The sequence below is a fragment of the Bacillus sp. HU-1818 genome (assembly GCF_022695965.1).
Taxonomy (GTDB): domain Bacteria; phylum Bacillota; class Bacilli; order Bacillales; family Bacillaceae; genus Bacillus; species Bacillus atrophaeus.
The window spans coordinates 931881-955849 of the sequence record NZ_JAAPBE010000001.1; the positions used below are offsets into that span (position 1 = coordinate 931881).

24 protein-coding genes are annotated in these 23969 nt (G+C 44.4%); 13 read left to right on the forward strand and 11 right to left on the reverse strand.

Annotation, left to right across the window (positions count from 1 at the left end; translation table 11 throughout):
* Positions 1 to 26: 26 nt before the first annotated feature.
* From GXP75_RS04640 to GXP75_RS04650, 3 genes are all read right to left on the reverse strand, one after another.
* Complete coding sequence (locus GXP75_RS04640) at positions 27 to 1316, reverse strand: lysine N(6)-hydroxylase/L-ornithine N(5)-oxygenase family protein (protein WP_242556284.1); 1290 nt, start codon at positions 1314 to 1316, stop codon at positions 27 to 29.
* A 107-nt stretch (positions 1317 to 1423) separates the two neighbouring features.
* Positions 1424 to 2926 carry a coproporphyrinogen III oxidase gene (locus GXP75_RS04645; RefSeq protein ID WP_242556223.1) on the reverse strand — a complete coding sequence of 501 codons (1503 nt, stop codon included), beginning with the start codon at positions 2924 to 2926 and terminating at the stop codon, positions 1424 to 1426.
* Between the two features lie 127 nt (positions 2927 to 3053).
* Positions 3054 to 3920, reverse strand: coding sequence for a Cof-type HAD-IIB family hydrolase (locus GXP75_RS04650; RefSeq protein WP_214918198.1), 867 nt, complete (start codon positions 3918 to 3920; stop codon positions 3054 to 3056).
* 472 nt (positions 3921 to 4392) lie between these two features.
* On the opposite strand from GXP75_RS04650, the gene GXP75_RS04655 reads away from it, so the two are divergent.
* A complete protein-coding gene (locus GXP75_RS04655; protein WP_242556224.1) occupies positions 4393 to 5466 on the forward strand; it encodes a DNA alkylation repair protein in 1074 nt (357 codons plus the stop codon).
* A gap of 68 nt (positions 5467 to 5534) precedes the next feature.
* Here GXP75_RS04655 and GXP75_RS04660 read toward each other — a convergent pair whose 3' ends face one another.
* Together GXP75_RS04660 and GXP75_RS04665 are read right to left on the reverse strand one after the other, a co-directional pair.
* A complete protein-coding gene (locus tag GXP75_RS04660) occupies positions 5535 to 5888 on the reverse strand; it encodes a YlbF/YmcA family competence regulator (protein WP_003327772.1) in 354 nt (117 codons plus the stop codon).
* A gap of 90 nt (positions 5889 to 5978) precedes the next feature.
* Positions 5979 to 7112, reverse strand: a complete 1134-nt coding sequence (locus GXP75_RS04665) for a DUF445 domain-containing protein (protein ID WP_061572492.1) — start codon at positions 7110 to 7112, stop codon at positions 5979 to 5981.
* A 295-nt stretch (positions 7113 to 7407) separates the two neighbouring features.
* Between GXP75_RS04665 and GXP75_RS04670 the strand changes: the two genes are divergently transcribed.
* The 6 genes from GXP75_RS04670 (at position 7408) to GXP75_RS04695 (ending at position 11549) form a co-directional block, all read left to right on the forward strand.
* Complete coding sequence (locus GXP75_RS04670; protein WP_061572491.1) at positions 7408 to 8499, forward strand: YheC/YheD family endospore coat-associated protein; 1092 nt, start codon at positions 7408 to 7410, stop codon at positions 8497 to 8499.
* Positions 8489 to 9847: a YheC/YheD family endospore coat-associated protein gene (locus tag GXP75_RS04675; RefSeq protein ID WP_061572490.1), complete on the forward strand. Its 1359-nt coding sequence runs from the start codon at positions 8489 to 8491 to the stop codon at positions 9845 to 9847. The genes GXP75_RS04670 and GXP75_RS04675 overlap by 11 nt, the downstream gene beginning before the upstream one ends.
* Before the next feature lie 169 nt (positions 9848 to 10016).
* Entirely contained in the window at positions 10017 to 10226 is a 210-nt protein-coding gene (locus tag GXP75_RS04680; RefSeq protein ID WP_003327777.1) for a YheE family protein, read from the forward strand.
* A gap of 214 nt (positions 10227 to 10440) precedes the next feature.
* A complete protein-coding gene (locus GXP75_RS04685) occupies positions 10441 to 10653 on the forward strand; it encodes an alpha/beta-type small acid-soluble spore protein (protein WP_003327778.1) in 213 nt (70 codons plus the stop codon).
* Between the two features lie 117 nt (positions 10654 to 10770).
* Positions 10771 to 10890: a hypothetical protein gene (locus tag GXP75_RS04690; protein ID WP_206699549.1), complete on the forward strand. Its 120-nt coding sequence runs from the start codon at positions 10771 to 10773 to the stop codon at positions 10888 to 10890.
* A gap of 38 nt (positions 10891 to 10928) precedes the next feature.
* Complete coding sequence (locus GXP75_RS04695) at positions 10929 to 11549, forward strand: NAD(P)-dependent oxidoreductase (RefSeq protein ID WP_242556225.1); 621 nt, start codon at positions 10929 to 10931, stop codon at positions 11547 to 11549.
* A gap of 48 nt (positions 11550 to 11597) precedes the next feature.
* Here GXP75_RS04695 and bmrD read toward each other — a convergent pair whose 3' ends face one another.
* Entirely contained in the window at positions 11598 to 13619 is a 2022-nt protein-coding gene (gene bmrD / locus GXP75_RS04700) for a multidrug resistance ABC transporter ATP-binding protein/permease BmrD (protein ID WP_242556226.1), read from the reverse strand.
* Positions 13616 to 15373, reverse strand: a complete 1758-nt coding sequence (bmrC, locus tag GXP75_RS04705; RefSeq protein WP_106045367.1) for a multidrug ABC transporter ATP-binding protein BmrC — start codon at positions 15371 to 15373, stop codon at positions 13616 to 13618. The genes bmrD and bmrC overlap by 4 nt, the downstream gene beginning before the upstream one ends.
* Before the next feature lie 460 nt (positions 15374 to 15833).
* On the opposite strand from bmrC, the gene GXP75_RS04710 reads away from it, so the two are divergent.
* Both GXP75_RS04710 and nhaC read left to right on the forward strand, forming a co-directional pair.
* Positions 15834 to 16334: a universal stress protein gene (locus GXP75_RS04710; RefSeq protein ID WP_242556227.1), complete on the forward strand. Its 501-nt coding sequence runs from the start codon at positions 15834 to 15836 to the stop codon at positions 16332 to 16334.
* Positions 16335 to 16461: 127 nt separating this feature from the next.
* Positions 16462 to 17823 (forward strand): Na+/H+ antiporter NhaC, encoded by a 1362-nt coding sequence (nhaC, locus tag GXP75_RS04715; protein ID WP_061572486.1) that lies wholly within the window; start codon positions 16462 to 16464, stop codon positions 17821 to 17823.
* 39 nt (positions 17824 to 17862) lie between these two features.
* Here the strand turns inward: nhaC and dat are convergent, their stop codons facing one another.
* The gene (gene dat, locus GXP75_RS04720; protein WP_061572485.1) at positions 17863 to 18717 is read right to left on the reverse strand and encodes a D-amino-acid transaminase; all 855 of its coding nucleotides are present in this window, start codon (positions 18715 to 18717) and stop codon (positions 17863 to 17865) included.
* Between the two features lie 298 nt (positions 18718 to 19015).
* Between dat and GXP75_RS04725 the strand changes: the two genes are divergently transcribed.
* The gene (locus GXP75_RS04725; protein WP_242556285.1) at positions 19016 to 19864 is read left to right on the forward strand and encodes a polysaccharide deacetylase family protein; all 849 of its coding nucleotides are present in this window, start codon (positions 19016 to 19018) and stop codon (positions 19862 to 19864) included.
* A gap of 27 nt (positions 19865 to 19891) precedes the next feature.
* Here the strand turns inward: GXP75_RS04725 and GXP75_RS04730 are convergent, their stop codons facing one another.
* The 3 genes from GXP75_RS04730 to GXP75_RS04740 all read right to left on the reverse strand — a co-directional run bounded on the left by GXP75_RS04730 (position 19892) and on the right by GXP75_RS04740 (position 22095).
* A complete protein-coding gene (locus tag GXP75_RS04730) occupies positions 19892 to 20635 on the reverse strand; it encodes an NAD-dependent protein deacylase (protein WP_214918221.1) in 744 nt (247 codons plus the stop codon).
* 81 nt (positions 20636 to 20716) lie between these two features.
* Positions 20717 to 21832, reverse strand: a complete 1116-nt coding sequence (locus GXP75_RS04735) for a mechanosensitive ion channel family protein (RefSeq protein ID WP_214918222.1) — start codon at positions 21830 to 21832, stop codon at positions 20717 to 20719.
* Between the two features lie 158 nt (positions 21833 to 21990).
* Positions 21991 to 22095 (reverse strand): YhdX family protein, encoded by a 105-nt coding sequence (locus GXP75_RS04740; RefSeq protein ID WP_003327789.1) that lies wholly within the window; start codon positions 22093 to 22095, stop codon positions 21991 to 21993.
* Positions 22096 to 22339: 244 nt separating this feature from the next.
* Here GXP75_RS04740 and GXP75_RS04745 point away from each other — a divergent pair, with 244 nt between their 5' ends.
* From GXP75_RS04745 to crcB, 3 genes are read left to right on the forward strand one after another with little or no spacing between them, the layout of a single operon-like run.
* Complete coding sequence (locus GXP75_RS04745) at positions 22340 to 23071, forward strand: glycerophosphodiester phosphodiesterase (protein WP_242556228.1); 732 nt, start codon at positions 22340 to 22342, stop codon at positions 23069 to 23071.
* Positions 23058 to 23453, forward strand: a complete 396-nt coding sequence (locus GXP75_RS04750; RefSeq protein WP_242556229.1) for a fluoride efflux transporter FluC — start codon at positions 23058 to 23060, stop codon at positions 23451 to 23453. The genes GXP75_RS04745 and GXP75_RS04750 overlap by 14 nt, the downstream gene beginning before the upstream one ends.
* Positions 23450 to 23806, forward strand: a complete 357-nt coding sequence (gene crcB, locus GXP75_RS04755; protein WP_242556230.1) for a fluoride efflux transporter CrcB — start codon at positions 23450 to 23452, stop codon at positions 23804 to 23806. The genes GXP75_RS04750 and crcB overlap by 4 nt, the downstream gene beginning before the upstream one ends.
* Positions 23807 to 23969: the final 163 nt, after the last annotated feature.

Here is a 23969-nt window from a genome sequence, read left to right on the forward strand (position 1 = left end):
AAAAGAACTGGCCCTTCCTTGGAGGGTCAGTTCTTTTTTGCGGGGAGAAATTGCTGAAATGCCGCTTTTTTCTTCAGTGAGTAGTATTCTCTCCCAAGAATGGTATTAATGATTTTTTGATTTCTGTAGGCGGAAAGCTTTAAGTTCGTAGCTCCCGTTCCATGAGAGTGATCGAGATTGGTCAGCGTAAAAAAGTGATGCTCCCGTTCCTTATGAAAGACAAGGCGGAAGTCATCCGTTACTTTGAAACGCTTCTCATCCTCCCACTCAATGTCTTCCTTGAAATAATCAAACCATTCAGGAATGTGCGGCTTAAAGCCTGTCGCCAAAATGACCTTTTGCGACTCAACTTGGAACGTTTCATCTAATTGCCGCTGCTTGAATGTGAGCTGACAATGTTCTTTCTTTTTCTCTATGTGAGTCAGCTCCGACATCGGCTGTATATACACATCAGGCGATCCGCCGGAAATGGATCTGTGATACAGGTTGTTATAAATGGCTGCAAGTGTAGCTGAATCAATTCCGTTACGCAATCCGTTAAGCTCGGGAAGTGTATTCAGCCGTTCTTGAAACGGAAGCTGATTAAAATACTCAATATATTCCGGAGTAAACATTTCCTGGCCGAGCTTTGCGGTCTCCAATTCCCGAAATCCCGTTGAGCGGGTAATCCATTGCAGGCGACAGCCGCGATGTGCTGCCCCATTAAGCAAATCAGAAAAAATTTCAGCCGCGCTTTGGCCGGAACCGATTACTGTAATCGACTCTGCCTCCTTAAGTTCATCTCTCCGATACAAATATTCCGGGCTGTAAATGGTGTCTTTTCGAAGTTCATCATCTAGCTCTACCGGAACGAACGGTTCACTGCCTGTACCCATGACGACATGCTTTGCTTCATACACAGTCTCGCTTCCGCTTTCTGTATCTTTCACGGTCACCTGGTAGTGCTTCCCGCTGTCTGTCACACGAATGACTTCTGAGCCGAAGTTGCATGATCCGATATCAGACGCAGCCCATGCTAAATACTCGTTAAACTCCCGTCTTGGAATATCAAATTCGTTAAATGTATAGAATCGGTAGAGCCGGTCTGACTTATGTAAGTAATGAAGGAAGGTATAACGGCTTTGCGGATTGGCCATCGTCACCAAATCTGCTAAAAAAGCTACCTGAAGATCTGTCCCTTCTATTAAAAGCCCTGGATGCCAGGCGAATTCCTTCTTTTTATCAAAAAAAAGCCCGTTCAATTCGGGAATATCCTCCAATAGAGCGGCAAGCCCCAAATTAAACGGTCCTATTCCTATTCCTATGACATCATACATGCACTCACGTCCTTTTAGGTTCAGTCTATACAATTTTTTCCCGAATGTATCGTGTCTTAAACGCGATATCATAAAAAAGCAGCACTGCTCGCCAGTGCTGCTTTCCTTTAAAGAGACGTCTTTTCAAAAATCTGCTCTAAATATTTGATTTTTTCTTCCGTATAATGTTCAAATCTGTCGTTGTATGATTTTGGATCTTTCGGATTGGCGAAGTGTGTGATTTTTCCCGTTTTGGGATCAATGAATTTGCTTGCCGCGCCGCAACCGATTCCGATGATCGTCTGCACCTCTTCCATAATCATAATATTATAGATGCTTTCCTGTCCCGGAACTGAGTACCCGACGTTTTCCAGATTACCTAGAATGTTTTTCTGGCGGTACAGATAGTAAGGCTCATAGCCGTTCTCTTTTGTCCAAACAACGGCATCATCCATCATTTGCGACACCTCGTCTCTGTCCGCTACTTTATACTTGTGTTTATTTCTCGTCATCTCTGACGCCCGCTTGAATGAGAGAGTATGGACGGTGAGGGATTCAGGCATTAACTTTTCTGTTTCACGAAGGCTGTTTCTGAATTCCTCCACCCCTTCTCCCGGAAGGCCGATGATTAAATCCATATTAATATTAGACATGCCGTGCTCGCGTGACAAGTGATACTTCTCAATAGTTTCTTCAACCGTATGGTGTCTGCCGATTGCCTTTAATGTTTCATTTTCATACGATTGCGGATTGATGCTGATGCGGTCAATATGATATTTGTTCAGCACATCAAGCTTTTCTTCCGTAATGGTATCAGGACGCCCCGCCTCTACAGTGATTTCCCGAATCTGTTTCACATCCGGGAACGAGCGGACCATTTCCTCATATAGCAAATCCATTTCTTCAGCGGAAATGCTGGTCGGTGTGCCTCCGCCGAAATAAATGGTTGTTACCTTTATTTCATGCCGCTTCAGCCATTCGCCGATTTTCTGCATTTCAAAGTGAAGCCCCCACAAAAACGAACCGACTCTGCCTGCCTGTCCCTGAATCGCATAAGCCGGGAAGGTGCAATAGGCGCACTTTGTCGGGCAGAAAGGAATGCCGATATATATGCTGACCTCGTCCTTGACTTGATAAAGATCCGGAACTGCGGCAAGCTGGCGGTCTACGATTTGCTGCATTAAGCTGATTTTTTCATCGTGAATCAAATAGTCCTTTTTTAATTCAGCGTGCGCTTGATGTTGCGTCATCCCGCTTTGGAGTTTTTTATGGAGCAGCTTGGTCGGCCGGATGCCTGTCAGAATTCCCCATTTTTGCGTGATGCCCGTATGTGCTTGAAGCAGATTTAAATACACGTAAGAAATTGTGTTTTTCACTTGCTTAAATACTTCTTTTTCGTTCATGCCAGAGGAAATCGGCTTTGTATGCCGTTCTTTAATGGAGGTGCCTTTCACTTCCCCTGAAACCGTGACATTCTCTAGGCTTTCAGAATAATCCAAGCTGATCACAAGATCTGATGATTCCTCTGAACCTCCGTATGTAAGCACACATTCTTCATAAAACAAATTCGCGATATTTTGAAGCGGACGGTGCAGCCTGTCATCCGTAATGCCTTCTATTTTTATTTGCAACGTTATCACCTTATTTTCAGATTCAAAACTTTCTTTAGTGTACAAAAATAAATGGGTAAAATCAATCCGCTCCCTTTATATGCGAAAAGCCGCAGGCGCGATATCATGTGCGCATGCGGCTCTAGTTTTATATTCGTTTCATATGGTATTTATCAAGAAACCCTTTTCGCTGCTGCATACGGAAGTATTCCTTCATCATATATGCAACACCCTGTTCATCATTTGACCTCGTAACCCAGTCAGCTTTTCTTTTAATCTCTGCAGAAGCGTTCCCCATGGCGACTCCAAGGCCTGCGAGTTCAATCATCGGCAGGTCGTCATGCTGATGCCCGATGGCGACTACATCTTCCATTGTTAAGCCTGCGTCAGCGACAACAAGCGCCAGACCGGCTTCTTTTGACACGCCTTTTGGAACGATGTTCAGTTTTTCTTCATTCACACGGATGAGATCGACCGCCGGAAAGGCTGCAGAAATAGTCTCCATGATATCGCTCTGAATGCCGCCGCCCGCGTATACTTCAATCACAGGGGCGCTCACCGGTTCATCCATGAGCAAATCACTTAATGACTCAACAAACTGAACGGGATAAAAGATCGGGTCTGACGGATGAATCAGCGCTTTCCCCAATAAATTGGAATTCACCTTTTTTCGATTTCCGATCGAATACTTTTCATGGAGAAGTCGGATATTGCACTGATAGCTCTCTAATACTTGCACAATATTAAACGTATGGTCCTCAGAAATTTTTCTCTCAAAAAATGGTTCATCTATTTTTTGAGAGATATAGGCGCCGCTGTGAGTAACCAGCTTCGCATCCAGTTTTAGCGATTTCGCTATTTTCTGTGCGGAGCGAAAATGGCGATTGGTCACTAGAGTAACGTAAATTCCTTTTTTCTTCACATACTCTATTGCGTCTTTTGTTGCCTGATGCAGCTTCCCGTTGGAGCGAAGAAGCGCGCCATCTATATTTAATGCAAGCATTTGTTTAGACACAGAGATGTCCCCCTCCTTGATGACTGTACTTGTCATTAGAATATGACCCTGTCTCTGTGTTTAGAACAAGTTTTCTTCACAGCAAAAAAGCCCGCGTAGGCAGACTTTGAATGAAATCTTCTTTTTAGGATACGATCGATGCAGCCATTCTCCCAATACCATTATTTCCATTTCCGAAATATCATTTATCAGGAACCCCTTTTTTGACCGAGCGCACTCGTTCACTTACTCTCTGTTGCTTATCCCCTAAAAAATCGGCAGTATATGCGACCGTATCCTCAGTAAAAATGTAAGTGTAGGCGCTTTCAACATTATTATCTCAATTTATCCGCCGGATATCAAGTATTTTTTAAATTTAAAAAAGCAGTTCAGTCAGCAAAAACTAAATTTTCAGCAATACTGGAGAATTACATTGATACAGAACATACATTCGTATATAATTCACATTAACAAGGAGAAAAGCGGTGACCGTATGAGTAATCTAAAAGATATCTACAACCACGAGTTTGTTCAGAAACTGACTCACATTATAAAAAAAGAATATCCTTCTTTTGACGCGCCTAAATGCCAAACATTGATTTTTCGGGAAGACTGGGAGGATCTTGCATTAAAACAGCGAATGCGCCGAATAACAGTGTCTTTATATGAAACGCTCCCGAGCAAATATAATGAAGCGCTTAACATTTTATATAAAGCCGCCCCTCATTTTACGGGTCTTAGCGGAATCATATTTCCTGATTATGTCGAGCAATACGGATTAGAGCATTGGGAAGAGTCGATGGGGGCTTTAGAAACATTTACACAATACTCTACCTCAGAGTTTGCTGTCAGGCCTTTTTTATTGCTGAATCAGGAAAGAATGATCGAACAGTTTCTGGAATGGTCTTGCCATCCGAATGACCATGTAAGGAGACTGGCTAGTGAGGGAAGCAGGCCCCGCCTTCCATGGGGAATTTCTATTCCTTCATTTAAATCCGATCCCTCCCCTATCCTTCCGATCCTGCACAACCTCATACAGGATGAATCATTGTACGTAAGGAAAAGTGTGGCAAATAACCTGAATGACATATCAAAAACACATCCAGCACTCTTGGCAGACATCGCCGCAAAATGGTACGGAAAACATCATGACACAGATTGGATCATAAAACACGCTTACCGTACGTTATTAAAAAAAGGTGATAAACAAGCGCTGTCCGTTTTTGGATATGAAGATGGTGAATCCATCCGATTACAGCGCTTCACTTGCAGCCCTGACCGAATCTCTATTGGAGAGAGTTTATCTTTTTCCTTTCAGATTCATTCTGCAAAAAATACCAAAGTAAGAGCCGAATATGCAATTGATTACGTAAAAGCCAGAGGACAGCGGAATAAAAAAGTGTTTAAAATCACTGAGATTGATATACATGAAGGTGAAACACGCGCTTATTCAAAAACTCATTCCTTTAGAGATTTATCTACGAGAAAACACTATAAAGGAGTTCATACGATCACTATCATTATTAATGGAACTCCAAAAGAGTCGCTTGATTTTATTGTGAACTGACACATTAGGAGACCCCGGCAAAAATAAAGAACCCTTCTTTCCTAAGAAAGAAGGGTTCTGTTTCATCATCAGCCTTCAACACTGCCGTAAAGCTCTTCCAAAGGCTTCATAATCACTTTGTTCAACTCGCCGATCAGCATGCTCATGCGCTGCTCTGCTTCCATCAGCTGAGAAATTTTTTCATGCTGCTGGACAAGGGCGACTGTTTTTTGCGCCTGTTCTACTTCTTCTTGCGTGATTTCTTCACCTGACATTTGCTTTTGCTGAAGTTTCAGCTGCACGTCACGGAAGTTTTCAAACATCCGCTTTGCTGATTCATCAGCATTTACTTCATCGTAAAGCCCTTTTAAACGGGTATATTCTTCGCTTTCCCGAATTGCTTTTTCAAGATCATAGGCTGCATCATAAAAATTAACTGCCATGTTTTATTGCTCCTTTCTTCAATACCGCTAGACATACCATTCCACTATAACAGACTATGGAGCATCTTTCATTATTATACGGGCTTTCATTTAAAAAAGGATGACGAACAGGGCTTGAATAGCTCCGATCAATCCGCCTAGAAGGCCGCCTAAATACGTGATCATTTTAAATTCTTTTTTCGTAATGGACAGCACCATTTCCTCTAATCGCTGAACAGGGAACTGATCCACCTGTTCCTTAACAATTTCCTCAAGGCGCATCCTTTTCAGCACATCATCAAGATTTGCAGCGATCCCATCAAGCGCCTTGTCTAAAAGCGCCGGCAAATACGTTTGGCTCAGTTCTTTATCATATCGGGATGCCAATGCGCCGATTGTCCCTTCAAAAAACGGTGCGGCGGAGAATGATTGCAGCACTCTTTTTTTCAGGCTGACGATTAAGCCTTTGGCATTCCATTTTTCATCAGCCTCATAAAATGAGTATTGCTTCAGCTTATCCCATTCATTATTGAGAAGATCGGAAAGCAGCCGTTTCGTTTCTTCATTACGCAAAAACTTTAACAGCTCCGGCCGCACGCGGTCCGCGAGGCTTGAATTGCCGAGAAACATTTGCACCATGCTTCCGAGCATCCCGCGTTCTTTTAAAAAGTCATCAATCATATTGCCGAGTCTTGTTTTTCCCTCTTCACCTTCAAAGTAGTCACTGCTTCGTTTCAAAATATATTCGGAAACCATCGGAATTTTCTCTTCCAGCTTTTCCTGCACTTCGGGCGGCAGCCACTCTTTTAACGGCCGGTGTTCGTATTGTAGAAAGAGCTGTGAAAGCTTTTCATCCGTCCATTGGTCAATCCATTTATCCGCAGCCTCACCCGGACGCTTGATGCCAACTTTGTCCAACGCTTCATTTAATGTCATCTCAGAATCCGTCATGCGGCGGATAAACTGTTCTCCGGCTTGCAGCGCATGTTTTTTAGCCGTATCAGAAACAAGCCGTTTTTTAATGCCTTCTGGTGTCAAAAGATGATTAACCACCGTCAGTCCCATTTGTTTAGCAAGCTCATCTCTTCTTTTTGGAATCAGCCCGGGCGTGAAAGGGACCCGTTTGCCAAATACGTAATAAGCCTTGTATGGCCGAAATAACATTTGAATTGCTAAATGATTGGTGATCGCCCCGATTACAGCGCCGATCACAATCATAAAAATAAAAGTTCCTGCTATACCCATTCCTTTTCATCTGCCTCCATCTTAACCGAATCTTTTTATGATACTGATCTATATCTATTCGTATTATAGAGGTTCGTGAGACGACTTAGCAAATAAAGGAGACGGAACCTTGCCTCTAAAAATCATCTTGTTTGTCAGGAATAAGGCAAGGTGAAGTATCGTAATCATTAAGGTAGAACACCTGCAGCAAAATCCGTCTCCGGTTTCTTGGTTAAACAGCTTGAAACTGCTGCTGGAAGGGAATGCGATCCTTCCGTACGTGATCAGCAGTTTTTCAATAAGGGGGAGTAACAACATGATAACACTTGGTTTTATGTCTTTATCCCGCCAGCATGAAGAAGATTATGCCGCCGAATTGGCGAAGAGAGCACCTGACTTCGGCATTCGTTTCGTCCGCTTTACGCCATTTGATATATCTCCTGACACCCTGCGTGTCAAGGCGCTTGCCCATCATCCGTCCAGCGGAAAATGGAACGAAACAGAAATAAATATTCCCGACTTTATTTATGATCGCTGTTTTTATGGGAAAGACTCTCATTCCCATAAAGCAAAACCGATCGTCGAATGGCTCAAAAAATATCCAAAAACAGAATTTCTCGGTTTCGGTCTTCCTGATAAGTGGGCTGTGTTAAACGATTTGCAGCAAAATCCTTTGATTAACCCATATATCCCAGAAACGATTCAAATCACAAAATATGAGCAAATTTATTCGTTTTTATCAAAAGAAAAAACCTGTATTTTAAAGCCGGCATTCGGGTCCGGCGGCAGAGGCGTCATTCTTCTCGAGTTGGGCAAAAAATCAATTACGGCCACCTATCATATCGGAAAGAATAAACAAACCAAATCTTTTTCCAATCAGGTGTCTTTTAAAACATGGTGTAAAAAAGTGCTGCAGCACCGCTACATTTTACAGCCTTATTTAAATATTCAAGATAAGGAACGGTATCCGCGTGATATTCGTATATTAATGCAGAAAAATGAGTCCGGCAGCTGGGAAACTGTCGGTAAGGCCGTGAGACGTGGCTATCAAAACGGGCTTCTGGCAAATTTATCTGGGGGATCTGATGCTCTCAAATTTGATACATGGTTTCAAGAGATTCCGAAAAAACAGCAGGTTATTTTATTGGACGATGTCTTCTCGATCACCCAGTCCGTTCCTTATTTTCTCGACGAGCAGTACGGACCTTTATTTGAACTTGGGCTCGATATATGCCTGGCCAAGGACGGAAGAATCTGGCTACTTGATATCAATTCAAAGCCAGGCAGAAAATCCATTTTAAAAGTCTCTCCCGAACAAAAGGAGCAGCTCTGCACAAGTCCTTTTAAGCGCTGCTTAGGGATTCACTCGTCACGGGAGCAGAAAGGAGCCCTGCCGCATGAATCGTAAAAGCTTCATGGTCGGCATACACAAAAAAAGCGAAAACACGATGTTTCTCCCCTCCTCTATGAAGCAAAACGGTCTTTTGTATGCCGCGTTCGGGACACAGGTCGCCAGATGCCATATTTCCTTCAAGAAAAATCTTGAGCGCACAGTGCTGCTTTCTGAAAATCTGTTTCACGAGCTGATGATTCCGCACCGAAACCAGGCGAATATCATCATTCACGAGAATACGGTCTTTATCGGCCCATTAATCGGGATTTTCACGGCCGGATTTACTAAGTCTCTTTCTCAGCCATTCAAAGAACGCTCTCTCTTTTTTTCAAAGCTGCTCACCTTGAATCTTCAGTCTGGCGGGTATTGCTTTGTCTTCGGCGCCCATCAAATCCAGTGGGAACACGGCACGATTGAAGCGTATCTTTACAGAGAAAACGGCTGGGAAAAGAAAACCGTCCCGCTCCCGAATGTTGTGTACGACCGCTTGCCGAACCGTAAAATAGAAGATTCTGCACTCTTACAGGAAACAAAACAGCGGCTGATAAATGAATATCAAATTCCATGGTTTAATCCCGGGTTTTTTAACAAATGGGAGGTTCATCAGCTTTTGGAAAAAGACAGCCGGACGGCCCCCTTCTTACCGCAATCCATCCTTCATCCGTCCGCTGAAAGCATTGACGCACTGTGTAAATCATTTGAGACCGTCTATATCAAGCCGGCTAACGGCGCGCTCGGCACTGGAATTTACCAGCTGACCCAATCGGAGACAGGACTGACCGTCAAACATACGAATGAAGAAAAATCCTTTACTTCTATTGAGTATCCGGATTCATCAGCCTTTTTGGCTGCGTTTGAAAAAGAACACGATGCCGCTTCTTTTCTTGTTCAGCAAGGTATTGATCTTATCGAATTTCAGGGACGTCCTGCCGATTTTCGCGTGCATACAAATAAAAACGCAAGCGGAAAATGGAACGTAACCGCAATTGCTGTAAAGATTTCTGGCAAAAACAGCATAACGACCCACCTTTCAAATGGAGGAACGGTGAAAACATTGGCGGAACTCTATGACGATCCGAAGGAAAGGGCCGATATGATCAGAAAGCTTTCAGTCGCCGCTCTGACTGTCAGCCGTGTACTCAATGAACATATTGAAGGCTTTATCGGCGAAATCGGCTTTGATCTCGGAATCGACCAGTCCGGAAAAGTATGGATGTTTGAGGCTAATTCACGGCCGGGCCGCAGTATTTTTTCGCATCCGAACTTAACCTCTGTTGATTCTCTGACAAAGCGGAGAAACTTTGAATATGCGTCTTATCTCTCGGAGCAGGCCATCGTAGCGCCTGAAAAGCTTTGGCCGTAATCCGGCGCCGCCCGGCATACATCCGGGCCCTATTTTTCTGAAAACTTTGGACAAGGCCAAAAGGCGGAAATGAATACCTATTCTATGAACTTTCATCAGAATAAGATACAATGTAACTAATTCGGTCCGATCCATGTCAATTGAAATCAATTAAGGAGCGTGACACTTCATGATTTCTCATTTTAGCTGGAAACCTTTGTTCCAAAAAGAAAAGCTGCCCGGATGGAGAATTTCGTTTTTTCATAAAGGAACACATTATGAAGGGATTTACCATAAGACAGGAGATATTGAGTGGGGAAGGCAATTTCCCGCCCATGACGATGAGCCTTCTATTAAAAGCGAGATTCATGAGCTGATGCTCTTTCACATTTATGATTAACATAGCTGCTTAGCCTGAAAATGGCTAAGCTTTTTTTATTCCGCTCACAACATTTACCATTCAAATGGCTGCATCAAACGTTGAAAATTTAACATAATACATAGTACAGTCAGCAGCCATTGGGCACAGCCGAGAAGGCAGTGACTCTCAGGATTCACGGCTGGTGCAACTCCAGCAAGCCCAACCATACTATTTATAAAAGGAGATATAAATTATGCCAAACCAATCTGGAAGTAACTCTTCAAACCAATTACTTGTACCTGGCGCAGCTCAGGCAATCGATCAAATGAAATTCGAAATCGCTTCAGAATTCGGTGTGAACCTTGGTGCTGAAACAACTTCTCGCGCTAACGGATCTGTCGGAGGAGAAATCACTAAACGTTTAGTTTCTTTCGCTCAACAACAAATGGGCGGCGGCGTACAATAACTTAATTCAATATAATGGCTGACAGAAGGCGCGGGCTCCCGCGCCTTCTTTTGATGCTGTCACTCTTTTTTCCTATTCCACATATCCTAGGAGAAAAGGGAGGGGAAAATAGTGTCTATGATGGCGTTTGTCAATTGGGAGCTTGTACAGTTTGTAAGTATATCGATGGTTCATGAATATGTTTCCCACCGTTCTATCAATTTGTACAGGTATTCTTTTCCGCGCTGTTCAAAATGAGTGCCTTCATTTTATAATAAGACGAGGGGGGTTTTTGGATGAAAATAGCTTTATTTGGCGCGACTGGCCGAGTCGGACAGGCATTTCTTAAAGAAGCAGGCGCAAACAAGCGATATCATATTTACGCGCTGGCCAGAGAACAAAAGAACGTGCCTCACTTGCCTCCGGAACGGATCATCCCAGGAAATGCCCGGAATCGAGATGACGTACAACATGTGATCACTGGCTCAGACATGGTGATCAGCTGTTTGGGTACAGATGGAGATGACACGCTCTCTGTGTCGATGAAACATGTCATTGACATAATGGAGGAAGAAAACATGAAGCGGCTGATTACTATCGGCACAGCCGGAATTCTCAAATCCCGGCAACATCCGCAAAAATTTAGGTTTGAGACCAATGAGTCAAAGCGAAAATTGACCCGGGCGGCTGAGGAGCATGCCAAAGTCTTCACAATGCTCGAGGCTTCTGGGTTAGACTGGACCGCCATTTGTCCCACTTATCTTCCGGACGGTGAAGCAACCGGTGTTTACCGCTTTGAAAAAGATTTTTTGCCAGAGGGCGGATCAAAAATCACAGTCGGCGATACGGCGCATTTTCTCTATCAACAGCTTGAAGCGCGTGACTTCATCCAAGAACGTGTCGGGCTTAGTTATTAATGTGTACATAATAATAAGCGGCATACAGAAACCCGTATGCCGCTCATGCTATGCAATTGAATTTTGTTTTCCTTTTTGCAGCACATACATTTGATAATATTGGCCTTTTTGCTCCATCAGCTCTTCATGGCTGCCTTTTTCGATGATGCTGCCTTTTTCCATCACAAGAATGGTGTCAGCGTTCCTAATCGTGGAAAGACGATGGGCAATGACAAATGTGGTCCGCCCTTGTTTGACAACATCTAAGGCGTTTTGGATGACCGCTTCTGTTTCGGTGTCAATATTGGCGGTGGCTTCATCTAAAATCAGGATAGCCGGATCAAAAGCAAGCGCTCTGGCAAACGAAATGAGCTGCCGCTCTCCTGAAGATAACGTGCTTCCTTTTTCAATAACAGGTTCCTCCATGCCTTTTGGCAGCTTCTTTAGCAGGTTTTCGGCCCCGACTTGGCGGAGTGCTTCAGTGATCGTTTCTGCCGAAATTCTCTCATCCTCCAGACTTACATTTGAACCGATCGTTCCCGAAAAAAGGTACGGATCTTGCAGAACAATGCCCATATGGGATCTGAGCTCATGCCTCGACATTTCATATATGCTTTTCCCGTCGAGCAGCACATCCCCTTTTTGGGCGTCGTAAAAACGGAACAGGATGTTCAAAATCGAGCTCTTGCCTGATCCTGTGTGGCCGACGAGGGCGATGGTTTCTCCTTTTTTCGCTTTAAACGAGATATTTTTCAGCACGTCTTCCCCTTCATTGTAAGCAAAAGATACATTCCGAAATTCGACCTGACCTGATGCGCGCTCTTTTGCCGGAATCCCCTGTGCTTCCGTTTCATTTTCTGCCAATAGCTCAAACACTCTTCCCGCCGATACCCTCGCCAGTTCAAGCTTTGAAAACTGGTTGACGATACCGGTAATCGGCTGAAACAGCCGGTTTAAATAATCCACAAAGGCATACAGCACACCGATTGAGATAATCCCAGCCGCATTCAGGCTGGCACTGCCGAAATGCCAGATCAAGCCGACAAACGCCAAGTTGCGGATGACATTCACCAAGTTATGGGATAAGAGAGAGTTTAGATTCAGCATTTTGTTTTGATAATGAAAGTGTGATTCATTAAGCTGCTCAAATTCTCTCATCGTTTCCTTCTGGTGGCGGAAAGCCTGAATAATGGGCATTCCTTGAATGGATTCATTCATTTTTGCATTGATGTCGCTGTTAATGGAGCGGATCTGATGATTATAGTCCGACGCATATTTGCGATAAATAAGAGACCAGATCAATATGACCGGCACAATCGTGAGGCACAGAAACGCAAGCTTTATATCAAGCAAAAACAGCGCCGTAAAAATGCCGATCATGTAAATCGCGCTTGTAACAAAAGTAGAAAGAACCGTGACATATAAATCCCTGATCGCTTCGGTATCATTGGTCACCCGCGCGACCACTTTACCGGCTGGCAGGTTGTCAAAGTATCGGACCGGAAGCGTTTGAAGGTGAGAAAACACATCCTGCCTCATTTTTTGAATAATGCGGTTGGCGCTCATTTGGAGCAAATAGTGCTGACCGTATTGAAAAAACACAGAAAAGACTAGCAGCCCCAAATAGAGAAAAATCAAGAACAGTAGCCCATGAATCTCCGGCTGGTAAAACTTAAAAATCTCCTGTTTTGTAAGCTTTTCAGCAGGATACGCCTGGCTTTCTCCCCCTTTTGAGATGGTCAGTTTTCCGTCAGATACCTTTCTGTCACCGTCAAAACTGACCGCTTGACCCACAAAATAATAAGACGTTCCGACCTGATAGATATGCGCCTCGTTATCCGGGGCGCCGGGAGAATCATACCGATCCTCCCTCACGTATGATTTGCCTTGAAATGATACCGCATTTTTTTCTCCTGCTGACACTTCATACCAAGTTTTTTCGATGCCAAGTATATGGTCGTCTATCATCTTTTTTCCAATAAAGGGTCCTGTCAGCTCGGCGCCCACAGCGACCATAAGCAAAAGAACCGCGCATATCAGCAGCTTCTTATAAATAAGCGCATATTTCCATAATGTTTTTCCTGTCTTCACGCAACAGTCCCTCCTTCTTCATTAGAGGACAGCTGCTGTCGCTCATATTGTTCACGATACCACCCATTGTTCTCGAGCAGTTCCTGATGGGTCCCTCTTTCAGATATACGGCCGCCGTCCATGACAAGAATCAGGTCTGCGTGCTCAACTGCGGATAAGCGGTGAGAGGTAATAAATGTGGTCTTCCCTTGGCGGTTTTTTCTGATATTGCGAATAATCGCCGCCTCAGTTTTCGCATCGACGGCTGAAAGCGAATCATCCAAAATCAAAATATCCGGATTTCCCATTAATGCCCTCGCAATGGAAATCCGCTGCTTTTGCCCTCCTGACAGAGCGACACCCTTTTCGCCAACCATTGTGTTTAGCCCGGCCGGCAGCATTTCCAGATCTTTTTCAAAATGCGCCTCCCGAATTACCCGCTTTACCGCTTCATCCGAGGCATCAGGATTTCCGTACAATAAATTTTCCTTAACCGTTCGGGAAAATAACAAGTGATCCTGCGGGACATAACCGATCCAACTGCGCAGACGGTCCAGCGGAATGTCCTGAATCGGGACGCCTGATAATGTGATGTCTCCATCTCCGGCGGGATATTGGCGTAAGAGCTGCTTGATGATGGTTGTTTTTCCGCTTCCCGTTTTTCCGACGATCCCAACTGTCTGCCCTTTGCCCACGGTGAAAGAGACATCGCACAGGTTGCGGTGGGATGAACTGGGATACGTAAAGCTGACGCGGCTGAAAACCATTTCGCCCGGCTCTTCAACTGCGGCAGGAAACGTCGGTTCCACAACTTCAGGCTCATAGGATAAAGTTTCATTGACGCGATCTAATGACGCATTTCCGCGCTGCATCACATTGATTAATTCACCAATGGCAAACATCGGCCAAATCATCATGCCAAGATATACGTTAAAGGAAACAAGCTCGCCAAGTGTCAGCTGATTTTGAAAGACGAGATAGGCGCCGTAACCAAGTCCGATAAGGTAACTCATACCGACGAGAAGTTTGACAGTCGGCTCGAACAGGGAATCAATAAAGGCCACCCTCATATTTTTTTCGTACACGTCAGCCGTCATGTCGTTAAAGCGGCGGACATCATTTGTTTCCTGCACATAAGCCCTGATCACCCGGACGCCGGAAACAGATTCAAGCACCCTGTCATTCAGAGCGCCGAATGAATCTTGAGCCTCAGTAAACCGCGCATGAATTTTGCTTCCGTACAAGCTGATTGCCAGCGCCATAAAAGGAAGCGGAATAATTGCAGCAAATGTCAGCTTCCAGCTGATCAATATACCCATCGTCAAAAAGATCGTCAGCATATACATCGTAGAATCAGCCAACGTCAAAATTCCGAAACCTGTCGTTAAACTGACCGCTTTCAGATCATTTGTTCCGCGTGCCATTAAATCTCCTGTCCTGTATTTCTCATAAAACGGCGGCGACATGTTCAGCAAATGCCCCATCAGCTTAGAACGGAGAATTTTTTCCATTACGTTCGCCCCGCCGAACAGCTGATACATCCAATAATAGGACATAACATACACAACAGCCGTCAAGCCGAGAAAAAGTCCGATGTAAAACACCATGCCGCTGACGGTAAACAAACCGGATTTCATATCATCTATCGCGTTTCCGAGAAGCTTGGGCGGAAACATCTCCAGTACATTGACGGTCAATAAAAGCACAATTGCAATCGTATAACGCAGCCAGTAGGCTTTAAAAAACCATCCCAGCTTTTTTAACACAGAAAACATACATCTCCATCTCCTTCACTTCGTCAGCCGCCTTCAAGTTTATCCCGGCCATTTTTCTTATTCTTCATCATGAATTCTTCTTTTGTATTCACATCCACCACACCCGTCTTTCTTTAGATTTAGAATCATTTTGCATATAAAAAAGAGGCATAAAGCGTAAGCTCCATGCCTCTTTTTGCCGATTATCAACAGGCGCAGTCCGCTTAGGTGCGTGACTGAACCATTTAAACAGACGTCAGGTTACAGAATAAGGGAGGTTCGGGCTCGTCACGCGGATATGAAATTGAACGATGTTAACGTTATTTATCCTTAGCATGACAATACCTCCGTTCCGATTTTAGATTCTTTTTCATCTTATAAACAAAACCTTTTTTTGTCAATCACTACTTTGAGAAAAATGGTTAGCGGTTTCATATTTTGGGTATTGTGTTGTAATCCATCTTTTGAAAGGGTGAGGATCATGTTTCATGCCGATCGAATCATTGTTGCATTTGACGGAAGTGACAATAGCAAGGAAGCGCTTCAAAAAGCCATTGACCTTTCAAAAACTCTGCACGCACGGATAACTGTCGCACATTCTCATGACAGAAAAGAAAATCAGACGATCATCGACCCGCCTAGACCGGCAGCAGGCGCAAGCTATATCGGCGGAGGAATGACGAGTGTTCCCGACCCGCTAATGTCAGAAAATGTCCAGCCGCAGCCGATGATCTATGAAGATCAAACGGAAGAAGTCGTTGCTGAAGCCCGAATGCTTTTGAATGATAACCAAATTGACGGAGACATTGATATATTAGAAGGCGATCCCGCGAGTTCAATTATCGAGCACGCAGCAGATATATCAGCCGATCTGATCGTCATGGGAAGCCGTGACCAAAACAGGCTGAAAAAACTGTTATGCGGAAGTGTCAGCGAAAAGCTGTCAGCGAAATCTGATATTCCTGTTCTGATTGTAAAGTGAGCACGCAGCAGTGCTCACTTTTTTATATTCACAATTGTAAAAAAACAGTGTTTATCCGCTTTTTCTGCTATAATACTTTCGTGCCTAAAAGCAAAAAAGCGTTAAAGATCAATAATGGGGTGTTTTTTTGAATTCACAAAAACGGCTGACGTTTCCGTTGGCTGCCGGACTATTTTTATTTATATTGGCGATTATCATTTCCTGCCTGTTTATATACCATACAGAACCGCATATGCCCCTGTTTCTATGCATCCTTATTCTTTCGATTGCCGGCTTAACCATCGGCTTTTCGTGGAAGGACATTGAGGAAGGCATTGTGAACGGCATAAAAAACGGAGTACAGCCACTTATTGTCCTGTCATTGATCGGCATTTTGATCGGTGCGTGGATGTACAGCGGCGCTATACCGACGGTTACCGTTTATGCTTTGTCCTTTATTGAACCAAGTCAGCTACTGTTGACCGCATTATTTTCATGCATGATTATCAGCACGCTGGTCGGATCAAGCCTGACAACAGTGAGCACGATCGGCGTAGCCTTGCTAGGAGTAGCCAGCGCTGCCGGCGTTCCGCTTGAATGGACCGCTGGGGCAGTGATTTGCGGCGCCTGCTTCGGTGATAAAATGTCACCTATGTCAGATACGACCAACTTCGCTGCCGGAATGGGAGAAATTTCGATTTTCAAACACATTCGCCATATGACGGGCACGACAATTCCCGCTTTGCTTATTACGATCGTGCTGTTTTATGTAATGGGGTTATCTGTTTCGGCAAATGCCGCTTCAACAGCTAATATTGAGAAAATGATCTCAGGGATAAAAGAGGCGGCAAACGTGACTCCTTGGGCGCTTTTATCCCCGTTGCTGGTCATTCTGTTAGCAGGTAAGCGGGTATCCGTGATCCCCGTTCTGGCTGCCGGGATTGTTTCCTCCGGCATACTGACTGCCCTTTTCATTCCTGACAGCGGTGTTCAAGCATTTATCTCCGCGCTGCAAAACGGAACTGTTTATGAGACGGACAATCAGGCTGTTTCAAACATCATCAACCGGGGCGGGCTTCAGTCGATGATGGGCTCAGTCTCTCTCATTATGATCGCTTTTGCACTAGGAGGAATAATGGAGAAAATCGGTCTGATTTCAGCCTTATTGGAGGGTGTCATGAAAGGCATTCACACAAAAGGACGCCTGATTTTGGCAACCGTTTGCTCAAGCATCGGAGTGAACTTAGCAACAGGTGAACAGTACTTGTCGATTTTAATACCCGGCCAGTCATTTAAACACTTATATGACAAACAAAATATTGAACGAAAGTATCTGTCACGCTCGCTTGAAGACGGCGGCACCTTAATTAATCCGTTAATTCCGTGGGGCGTAAGCGGGGCATTTATGGCCAGCGCACTCGGCGTTCCTGTCATCGATTATTTGCCGTATGTGTTCTTCCTCTATATTTCACCGATCATATCGGTCATTCTTGGATTTGCAAAAAAATAAACAAAACAGCACCGCTCTTTTGCAGCGGTGCTGTTTTGTTTATGATGACGAGATGCCGATAGCCTGCTGAATGCTTTCTTGAAATGCCGCTTGCAGCTGCTTCGTCAGCGGTCCCGGAGCTCCGCTGCCAACCGCTTCCCCGTCAAGCGTCACAACCGGGATTACCTCTGACGTTGTAGAAGAAATAAAAATTTCCTCTGCTTGTCTGAGTTCTTCCTCGGTGACAGGCTTTTCTTCCAGCTTCCATCCGTTTTTTCGTATGAGTTCCAATATGTTCATACGGGTGATGCCATTTAAAATCAACTGGTTGGCCGGGTGTGTCCGGACTACTCCGTCTTTCACCGCATACACATTGGAGGATGTTCCTTCCGTTACAATTCCGTCTCTGATCAGTACAGCTTCATAAGCACCCGTTTCATAGGCCTTTTGCTTAATCATCACATTATACAGTAAATTCAGACTTTTGATATCACATCTCAGCCAGCGGAGGTCTTTATCAGTAATCGCTGACACGCCGTGCGCCTGCTCATTTTCCGGTTTTTTCACTGGAAATGTGTACGCTGTTGTTTGCGGAGCCAATCCGGCTTCATATTGATGCTTTCTCGGCGCCACGCCTCTCGTTGTCTGAATGTATACCCCGCCGCTCTCGACACCGTTTTCTTGGACAAGCTTTTCCAGCTTCCATTCAAGGTCCTCAATGCTAAACGGCAGATCGATTCCGATTTCAGCGGCGCTTCTAAAAAATCGTTCAGCATGCTCGCGTAATCCATATAAAACACCCTCGTAAACTCTGATGACTTCATAAATACCATCGCCAAATTGATAACCGCGGTCTTCAATATCAACAGCAGCATCATCCCGTTTCAATAACTGTCCATTCACTAACACCTTCATACAAACCCTCCCAAGTTTCGTGATATCCTGTTTTTCTCAAGCTGTTATTGTCAACTATTCTACCATACCGAACAAGCTGAAAAACAGAAAGAATTAGAGATATAGAAAGCGCAGGCAGAAGAGATTAATTTTTCCTTAAAAACTGATATTTCGACAATTTTTCTATGTTCTTTCCAGTTTTATTCCTGTATACTTTATGTCGGAGTACATAGGTTGTAATCAAATGGCAGAGTATCCTGCAATAAAACTGCCACCAATACAGCGGTATGTAGAAATTTATGCCACTGGAGAGATTAATATGCGCCAGACGAAAGGAGACACTTCTCCTTCTGTTTTTTCACTTGTTTTTAAATTTACAAGCTTAGCAGTTTTGTGTGTGCTGCTGTTGTTAATCGTCTTTTTGGGTTACTCAGGGTCACATGCAAAAGGTAAGCAAATTACAGTCACAACCAACAGCCAGCTTCGTGACGAAAATCCGAGCCTCAAGCTCAAAAGAAACTCCCCGGATCTGCTGATTAAACATTTACAGACCGAGCAGAGCCCCGATGAAAAAACGGTCTATCTGACGTTTGATGACGGCCCGTCAGCCTCTACAAACCGCTTGCTGGATGTATTAAAAAGCGCTGATGTGAAAGCTACCTTTTTCATGCTCGGACCGCAAATGAATACATTTAAGCAGGCTGTGGAAAGATCAAAGAATGAAGGACACTCACTCGGCCTGCACGGCGTCACGCATGACAACAAACGATTCTATCAGACGCCGGTATCGCCTCTGAAAGAAATGCAGCAGGCACGTGATACGCTGAAAGACATCACGGGGGTCAAAACAGACCTTGTCAGAACCCCTTACGGCAGCAAGCCGTCACTTACCGACACCCAGATCAAACATCTGGAAAAAGGCGGTTTTGTGTACTGGGACTGGACGATTGACAGCATGGACTGGAAATACCGCGGACCGAAATTTGTCCCGGAGGTTATCAATCAGCTTGAATATATGGAAAACAGACATTCAAGCCGCCCTTATGTCATTCTCATGCACGACCTTCCGTCCACCGTTCAATCACTGCCGGTTTTAATCAAACAACTGAAAGATAAGGGATATTCCTTTGATGTGCTGAAGGATACAATGATTCCTGTCCACGAATAAAAAATGAGGCGCCCTCGAAAGGCTGCCTCATTTTTTTTCGGATAATTCTTTGGCAAACTCGCCTATTTTTCTATGAATCACGAGATCAAACAAGTCATCACAGTAAGTCGGTTCCAGGTTAATGAGAATCTGTTTCATTCCTGGAATCCGGCTTGCTTCTTCAGGCACAAACCTGGCAGGCGCCACTTCAAGTGAAGTTCCGATCACCAAAAACAGGTCAGCTTGACTTAATTTTTCATAAAGGGTATCAAAATGCTGCACGATGTCGCCGAAAAGGACGACATCTGTTTTTAAGACCGTGCTGCAAATTTCGCTGTCCGTTTTTTCCGCCGTACATTGGGGCACGTCATGCTTTAGCAGATGAGAAAGATCGTAACTCGCGCCGCACGCTGGGCAGGCCGCTGTCTGGATCGATCCGTGCAATTCGTATACGTGTCTGCTTCCCGCTTTCTTATGAAGGCCGTCGATATTCTGCGTGAAAATATCGACTTGCTTCCCCTCCTTTTCCAGCTCTGCTAAATAGACATGACCCTCATTCGGCTCAAAGCGGCCGCTCATTTTCATTTGAAACAGCTCTTTGAATTTAGGCCAGAACAGGCGGGGATGACGTTCAAAGTAATCGCGGCTCATCGCTTCCATCCTGGATGAGTCTTCAGTCCAAATACCGCCCGCTGAGCGGAAATCCGGAATACCCGATTCCGTGCTCATGCCCGCTCCCGTCAGCACGACAATACGTTTGGCTTTGTCCACTATATCTTGATAATCTTTCAAAGCTTCACCGCCCTTTTCGATTATTTTATCATAAAAAAAACTCCGTCCGAAAGCGGCAGCTAAAGGACGGAGTACAACGGGCTATGCCCGCTCCTTCTCCCTATCGGTCCGATTCGCCTGAAACGGATCATTATGGTTTTTCTGTTTCACCAGTACGGTTTGGCCCGGGTACGCGAACTCTACACCCTCCGCTGCCAAAATGTCTATAATACGGTAATTGATATCTTCTCTGACATCAAGATTCTCAGCCCATGATGTGGTTTTTGTATAAAAATTAAAGAATAAGTTGTAATAGCTGTCAGCAAACATGTCAAAGTTGACCATAATGGTGTCGTCATGCACGTCTTCATGCTCGATCAGCATTTTTCTGAGCGTTTTAATGCAGCGATCCATTTTCTCAACAGGCGTGGCGTATGACACATGAAGCGAGAATGTAATCTGGCGTTTGTTCATTTTTGTCCAGTTCGTGATGGCTTCCATCGACAGTGTGGAGTTCGGGACAGTAACAACAGCTTCTTGTGCCGTTCTGAATCTCGTGCTTCGGAATGTGATATCCTCCACCGTTCCCGTCACGCTCGGTGTTTGAACCCAGTCGCCAATGGTAAACGGCTTTTCCGTGATAATAATGATTCCGCCGAAGAAGTTGCTGATGGTATCCTTGGCCGCAAGCGCAAATGCCAATCCGCCAAGCCCCAGCCCCGCTACAAAGCCGTTTACATCGTAATTAAATTCTTGTGCAATAACACTCACGCTGAGTGCAATAATGACAAATCGAAGCAGCTTCGATAAAAATGGGGCCAAAATATCGTCCATTTCAAGATCGAATCGCTGATTGACCTTATGGAATAAAAATGATGAGGCTGCTGTCAAATTACAAAGACCCCAAGACAACAGCGCCACAATAAACGAACGGTACACTTTGCTGATAAGCGGCATCTGCCCGTCAAAGAACGGGGAATACCGAATGGCCAAAAAAAGACCGAGGGCGACAAAAAACCACCTGGCAGGTTTATCGAAGGCAACGATCACCTGTTTAAATATTTCTGTTTTCGGCTTGTTGGTTAAATTAAAAATCAGGTTGAATAAATACTTCGTAAATATCTTTCTGAGTATGAGAAAAATCAGCAAAATGCCTACGCTGATTCCTATTTGTATCGTTTTATCAAGTGTAAAGTATTGTTGAAGATTTTCCAGCATGACGGTCGCTCCTTTATCCCAATCGAAAAATTAATTATACTAAATCATTCGGCAAAAATCTCTTTTAATGTCTCAATAGACGCATAAAAACCCCGGCTCAGTGCCGGGGCATAGTATCTTTCATCATATTCAGCCAGATTCAATAGGGACAACACGTACTACTTCCTTTTCGTTTGTGTCTGATCCAGGAGAGTTGCTTTTTGCATTTCAGCATCCGTTTCGGCCTTAATTCTTTCCTCCACTCTGATTCTCCCTTTACCCATGATCTCGCCTCCTTTTTTGCTATTATAAAATAACAGAATTTTTTGTAAACAAGTCGAAAGCACTATTTTTTTGGCGAACGCTGTCATCCCGGTATACTGTGCTGTTTATTTTTCTTTTTTAAGATATACGCCCGAATCAGCCCGGCCTATTCTTTTTTCTCAAAAAAATTCACCACTTGGTATCGCGGCGCATATATGAATTTTGATACAATAACAGAAATGTCCATATGAGGAGCTGACACGCTTGTACACCATCGCCCATCGCGGAGCATCCGGTTACGCGCCGGAAAATACATTTGCAGCCTTCGACTTAGCTGCGGAACTGAAATCGGATATGATTGAGCTTGATGTGCAGCTCACCAAAGACCGGCACATTGTGGTGATACATGATGACAGGGTTGACCGGACGACGAACGGCACTGGCTATGTAAAGGATTATACGCTGAAAGAACTGCAAACACTTGATGCAGGGAGCTGGTTCGGCCCTGCCTTTCAAGGAGAAAAAATTCCGACACTTGAAGCCGTGCTCAAGCGCTATCATCAGAAAATCGGTCTGCTGATTGAATTGAAAGGCCCTCCTTCTCAGGTCGGACTTGAAAAAGAAGTGGGAAAGCTGTTAAGCACGTTTTCTTTCTCCATTTATAATATCGTTCAATCCTTTAACATCAGATCCATTCAGACGTTCCGCGATCTCTATCCTTCTATCCCGACAGCCGTCATTGCAAGGCCGAGTTTCGGACGATTGACGAGAAATCAATTGAAGGTCTATCAATCATGCGCGGATTATGCCAATATAAAATATACTCGGTTGAACCGTCTGCTTATATCTTCCGTCCATAAACGCGGCTTAAAAGTGTTTGCCTGGACGATAAGAGATCAAAAAACAGCCGAAAAAATGCAAAGCATGGCTGTTGACGGCATCGTGACGGATTATCCTGATTTCACTTTAAAGGATGACAAACATGAAACAATATAGTGCTGTTTTTATCGGAGGCGCTTTAGGGTCCTGCCTCCGATATGGATTATCTGCATGGTTACATACAAATACGTTTCCCCTTGCAACTTGGCTTGAAAATATATCCGGTAGCTTTCTGCTCGGGCTGCTCACCGGTTTTTTTACAGTCCGGGCTAAACGGCCTCTTCTGTCCGCTTTTTTAGGCACCGGCTTTTGCGGCGGATTTACCACAATGTCGACGTTTTCTAAAGAATCGGTTATGATGCTGCAAACAGCCCCGGCAGCAGCCGCTGCATTTATGGCTGCCTCACTTTTAGCAGGGATCGGCCTCGCGCTTGCCGGTGTTTTGTGCGGACGGCGAATCGCGGGCGGACAGCAAAGGAAGGAGATTGATCCGTCATGACAATTGCCGGAATATGTATTGCTGGGGGGATCGGATCTGTGCTCCGCTTTTGGCTCGGACAGGCGATTTCAGCCAAAAGGAACAGCTTCATCATTCCTATCGGTATTTTGACGATCAATATACTCGGAGCTTTCGGTCTCGGGCTGTTTACCGCACTTAACATCATCAATCCGTCTGTAAGCACCATCATTGGCACAGGATTTTTCGGCGCGTTTACCACTTTTTCCACTTTCAGTGTGGAAGCCGTTCAGCTGCTGCTCGAAAAACGCGTAAAGGAAAGCCTATTATACACCGCAATAACGCTATGCGGCTGCTTGGTTGCATTTTGGTGCGGAATAGCGTTGTTATCTTAAAAAACTATGTTACATCATATTGTTGAATTTACTATTAAAAATGAGGGAACTCCATTGGTTGGAAGTTCCCTTTCTTATTCCGTTAAAGCTCCTTTATCTTGAAAAAGATGGCTGGCAGAAATCTGCTTAGGAACCTTCTGCCTTTTTTATGTTTGCTTTCTAA